The organism is Streptomyces albipurpureus, from assembly GCF_023701525.1.
Lineage (GTDB): Bacteria > Actinomycetota > Actinomycetes > Streptomycetales > Streptomycetaceae > Streptomyces > Streptomyces albipurpureus.
Window position 1 is genome coordinate 358,335 of the sequence record NZ_JAMQAW010000025.1, and the last position, 4,825, is coordinate 363,159.

A 4,825-nucleotide genomic window follows, 5' to 3' on the forward strand; every position below is an offset into this window, starting at 1 on the left:
GATCTCGGCCGCATAGCCAACGGCTCCGCCCAATGGACCGATGAACAGGTCCGCATCTGACCTCGTTCCACGCCGCAACGGGTGGGCCACCAAGGTGAACGCATAGACGCCGTGACCCGCCACGAGGACTGCTGAACACGGGCTGCGGCCCCGTCCGGCCGCGCCCCGGACCCCCTGCGCCAGGGGGTCCGGGGCGTGTGCCGCGGCCGGCCGGGCTCAGCCCGGGGCGACCCCACCGCCCCGGCTCCCTGCCGAACCGCCACATACGGGACCGGCGGGAACCCGGCGACCGCCTTGGCCATCCTCTCCTCTGACGGAAACCGACCCGCCTGCCCGACGACGGGAGAAGACAGTTGGCGCAGCCATTGCTCGAACGGGACGAAGCCCTGCGAACGGCGGCGGACCACGCCCGATCGGCCCGCTCCAGGCAGGGACGCTGGCTCCTGCTCCGCGGTGAGACCGGCTCGGGCCGCACCGCCCTGCTGCGGGAGCTGGTGCGGCGCGAGACCTCCGGCGGCCGGATGCGCCCGGTCTCCGCCCACGCCTCCCGGGACGAAACCGGCTACCCCTTCGCCGTCCTGCGCCAGCTCTTCCCGCACCGGACCACCCTTCCGTACGACGACCTTGCCCCCCACCGGGAACAGCGGCTCTTCCAGCGCCTCGTCGACGACCTGGCCGCCGAAGCGGCGGACACCCCTCTCCTCATCACCGTCGAGGCGCTCGACCTCGCCGACCGGCCCTCCCTGCGCTGGCTCGGCTACCTCACCCGGCGGCTCCAGCCCCTACCCCTGCTCATCGTCCTCACCACCGGGGGCACCGCGCCGGACGGCTGGTGCGAGGACACCGGCACGGACCTGCCCGTACCGCCCCTCGGCGAGCACTCCGCCGTCCGCCTCGCCGCCCTCCGGGACGTCCACGGCAACGCCGCCCGGGACTGCTTTCACGCGAGCGCCGGCGGCAACCCCCTGCTCCTCCACGCCCTGCTCGCCGACCTTCCCCCACCCGCCCGCACGGAACTCCCCACGACCCTCGCCGGCCTCACCGGAGACCGGTACCGCACCGCCGTCGCCCGCTGGCTGAACGCCGACGACGACCCCGCCCGCCGGGACCTCGCCGTCGCCCTCGCCGTCGCGCTCAGCGCCGACCCGGACACCACCCCCGACCTCCGACTCCTCCGGGACGCAGCCGGACCCGGACCGGCGGGTGACCGGCCGGCGGGGCACTTACCGCCCGAACCCAGACCGGCGGGGCGCGGTGGAACACCCCCCACGGCGTACGCCACCGCGCACCATCCGCCCAGGCACCCCGCCGGCCCGCTGCTCCGCCTCTGCGCCCTGCCCCTCGGGCGGGAAGCGGTGCTGGCCTCCGCCGACACCGCCCGGGCCGGCGCGGTACGCCACCGGATCGCCCGCAACCTCTACCGGAACGGTGCCCCCGCCATCCGGCTCTCCGGATATCTCCTCGGCCTTCCCCAGACCGGTGAGGAATGGCTCGGCCACGCCCTTGAGGAGGCCGCCGAATCAGCCTGGCGCACAGAACTCCCCTTAGCCGCGGCCGAGTTGCTGCGCCATGCCCTCACCGGCCCGCTCACCCCGGCCCGGCACAGTGCCGCCACCCTCCGTCTGAGCGCCCTGGAGATGGCCCGCTGCACCGAGGCCGGCACCCGGCGGCTGCGCGAGGACCTGGCACGCGCCGACTGCCACGACCCTTACACCGTCGCGTCCGCGCTGAGCGGGGCGCTCGCCGCCAGGGGCCGTACGGGTATGGCCGTCCGGGTCCTGGAGGAGGCCGGGGAGAGACTCTGCGACAAGGGGGCCCAGGCCGCGCTGCGGATCACGGCCGCCGGCCTCGCCAGCCAGGACGCCCGGCGCTGGGACACCGCGGTGACCGAGGTCCGTGACACCCTCGGCACCTGCCCCCCTGCCGTGGAACCCGCGGTACGGGTCCTCGCGACGATCCACGAGGCTCTCGCTGGCCGGGTCGACGTCACGACAGCACTCGACACCATCGGCTCCCGGCCTCCCGCCCGCCTCCCGCTCCATACCACCTGGGCCGCCGGTTCGGCGGCGCTGCTGGAGTGGGCCGACCGGCTCGGCGAGGCCAGGGCCCTGGCGGCCCGGTCCCTGCCCGCCCACCCCGATCTCCATGAGCCGGGCCACCACTTCCTGCTCACCACCCGGGCCACCGCCGACTTCCGCACCGGACACCACCGGCGGCTCATCGAGGAGAACACCCTCCTGGTGCGGTCCGCCGGGGAACGCGGCATCCGGCTCCCCTACCTCCACGCGCTGCTCGCCCTCGCCCGCTACGAGCGGGGCGAGGGCGACCGAGCCCGGAGGCCACTGGACGCCCTCGGGCCCCCGGACGGCCACCCGGGCTGGAACGAGGTCCTGTGGGCCCGCGCCCGCATCCACGCCGGCCAGGGCCGCTGGGAACGGGCCCTGGCGGACTACCTGGAGTGCGGCGAGAGCATGTCGGCGCAGGGCATGGTGAACCCCGTCTGCCAGGCATGGCGTCCCGGCGCCGCCGTCGCCCTCGCGCGCCTCGGCCGCCGCGCAGAGGCCGCGGCACTGGCCGAGGAGAATCTGCACCACGCGCGGGCCTGGGGGACACCCCGCGTGGTCGGCACCGCGCTGCGGGCCCAGGGGATCTCCCTCGGCGGACGCCGGGGACTGCTGGCGCTCCGCCAGGCCGCGGACCTGCTCGCCACCGCGCCCGCCCCGCTGGAGCTGGCCGAGGCCCTGCTCGACCTCGGCCGGGCCGAGGCCACCGCCGGACACGCGCGGAAGGCCCGTGCCGCGTTCGGCGAGACGCTCCGCAGGGCCGGGCAGCGGCCCGCGACCGTACGGGACGACCCGCCGGAGACCGAACCCGTCTCGGCCCGCCTCGCCGCCGTGGCCCGGCGGGCGCTCGGAGACCTGGGCGGCGAGACGGGCGGCGGAGTCAGCGGCCCCCGGGTCGCGCACGGACGGTTGACGGAGGCCGAGCACCGGGTGGTCCGGCTCGTCCTGCGGGGTCTGACCAACGCCCAGATCGGCGAGACCCTCCGGGTGACCCGCCGCACTGTGGAGACCCATCTCACCAGTTCCTACAAGAAACTCGGGGTGTCCCGGCGCACCCAGCTCGCGGCCCGGCTGGCCGAGGGCGATCCGTACTGACCACCGCGCCGATCCCTACCGGCGGAGCCCCGGGCCGTACGGCACCGCGCCGATCCGCAACAGGTTCCGGTTCCTGATCCGGTTCGGGTACCGGAGCCGGGAAACAGAGCCGAGGTACCCGCCACGGGCGCGGCCCGCACTTCGCCTACCAGCACTACCAGCACGTCCTCACCGCGCTCGGCCTGGACGCCCCGGCCGACGACGAGGACCTGTGCGACGTCGTCGAAGCCGACGCCGCACAGGTCTTCACCGACCGGCGCTCCCGCTGAAACCGAGCGGAATCTCACTCTCGCCCATCAGGATGCCTCCCTCTCGTCGACCACGTCAGTGCGGGCACAGCGCATTGTCGCCTTCGATCCAGTCAACTGGGTGCGCTCGACACGGGCCCGGAGCAGCGCAGTGGCCTCGGTCGCCGCACCCTGGCGGCGACGCTGGACACGGGCCCGGTCGATCGGGGCCGGCGCGCCATCCGGCACCGCAGGCGGCTCGGGGAACGCCCGGTGGCTGAGCTCCCGCATCGCCCGATTCTGCCGCTCCACCGCCTGCGCGATGCCCGGGTCGACCCTGGGCGGCACTGCGGCCTGGCGGTGAGCCTCGACCGCGCGGCGGTAGCCCTCCGGCGGAGTCCGGCGCTCCACCGGCGCCACGGGTTCGGTCAGCTGCGGGGCAGGGGCGGCGGCCGCCGTGGCGGGGCCGACCTTCACGGGTGCAGGCGCCAGAACGTGCAGGGCGCGGACGTTCGCACCGGACACTCGCTCGTTGGCCGCAGCGATCAGCTTCGGCGCGCTCCAGCGCAGCTTCGTGCCGACCGCCGGGGCGTCGGGGACGACGTCCAGACGGCCGCTCTCCGCGTCGAACGCCACGGCCCGAACACGGCGCGGGGAGCTCGGGCATGGCCGCGGCAGGGATGGCCTCGAAGTGCGCGAGGACGCTTCCGCCGGCGGCCGGGGAGGAGGCCGGGCTGCGCCCCGGCGCCACCAACCATCAGTTCGCCGCCCCGCTCATCCTCCCGTTCACCCCGAACGGCATCCGCACCACCCTCGCCACGATCACCGGCGGCCTCGGCTACTCCCCCACCCGGACGGCCGCCGCTGTCGCCGTGATCGCCGCCGTATACGGGGCCTGGTTCCAGGAGCTGGCGGGCCTGGGTCCAGATCTTGTTGCCGTGCCGGCCGAACTGGTGCGAGACGACTTTGTCGACCGCGGACCGGGTCCGTTTCTCGGTCGCTAGTGCTCTGACCGCGTTGGTTCACCGGGTTGAGCGGTGAGCTGGTCGTGGTTGAGGTAGCGGCGGAATCCCTGGGCGAGTGGTTGGAAGCCGCAAGCGCGGTAGAAGGTGTGGGCTTCGTGTCCGTCGGCTGCCAGAAGTTGGATCTTGTAACAGCCGGTGGATCCGGCGAGTTGCGCGGCAGCTTCCATCAATTGCCTGCCGACACCCCGTCTGCGGTAGACGTCGGCGACGACGACGTTCTCCACGACCAGGATCGATCGTCCGCCGCGGGTGAGGTTAGGCAGCACCGTGCAGTCCGCAGTGCCAGCCAACGCGCCGTCCAGGTCCGCGACCAGCACGGTCCGGCCCTGTTGGGTGGCGATAGCGGTCCAGATACTTCTCACGGAAGCTGTCGGCAGCGGCGCGTCGTCGGGGTTCAGCTCACGGTAGAGCGCCA

General features: G+C 74.4%; 4 protein-coding genes. 2 read left to right on the forward strand and 2 right to left on the reverse strand.

Annotation, left to right across the window (positions count from 1 at the left end; all coding sequences use genetic code 11):
• Positions 1–353 precede the first annotated feature (353 nt).
• A complete protein-coding gene (locus NBG84_RS21065) occupies positions 354–3,158 on the forward strand; it encodes a helix-turn-helix transcriptional regulator (protein ID WP_250921086.1) in 2,805 nt (934 codons plus the stop codon).
• Between the two features lie 296 nt (positions 3,159–3,454).
• Here NBG84_RS21065 and NBG84_RS21070 read toward each other — a convergent pair whose 3' ends face one another.
• On the reverse strand, positions 3,455–4,021 hold the full coding sequence (locus NBG84_RS21070; protein ID WP_250921087.1) for a DUF721 domain-containing protein: 567 nt from the start codon (positions 4,019–4,021) through the stop codon (positions 3,455–3,457).
• 29 nt (positions 4,022–4,050) lie between these two features.
• Between NBG84_RS21070 and NBG84_RS21075 the strand changes: the two genes are divergently transcribed.
• Positions 4,051–4,389, forward strand: a complete 339-nt coding sequence (locus NBG84_RS21075) for a hypothetical protein (protein ID WP_250921088.1) — start codon at positions 4,051–4,053, stop codon at positions 4,387–4,389.
• Here the strand turns inward: NBG84_RS21075 and NBG84_RS21080 are convergent.
• Positions 4,386–4,825, reverse strand: a 440-nt coding sequence (locus NBG84_RS21080) for a GNAT family N-acetyltransferase (RefSeq protein ID WP_250921089.1), incomplete at its 5' end; no start/stop codon positions are given. The genes NBG84_RS21075 and NBG84_RS21080 overlap by 4 nt on opposite strands.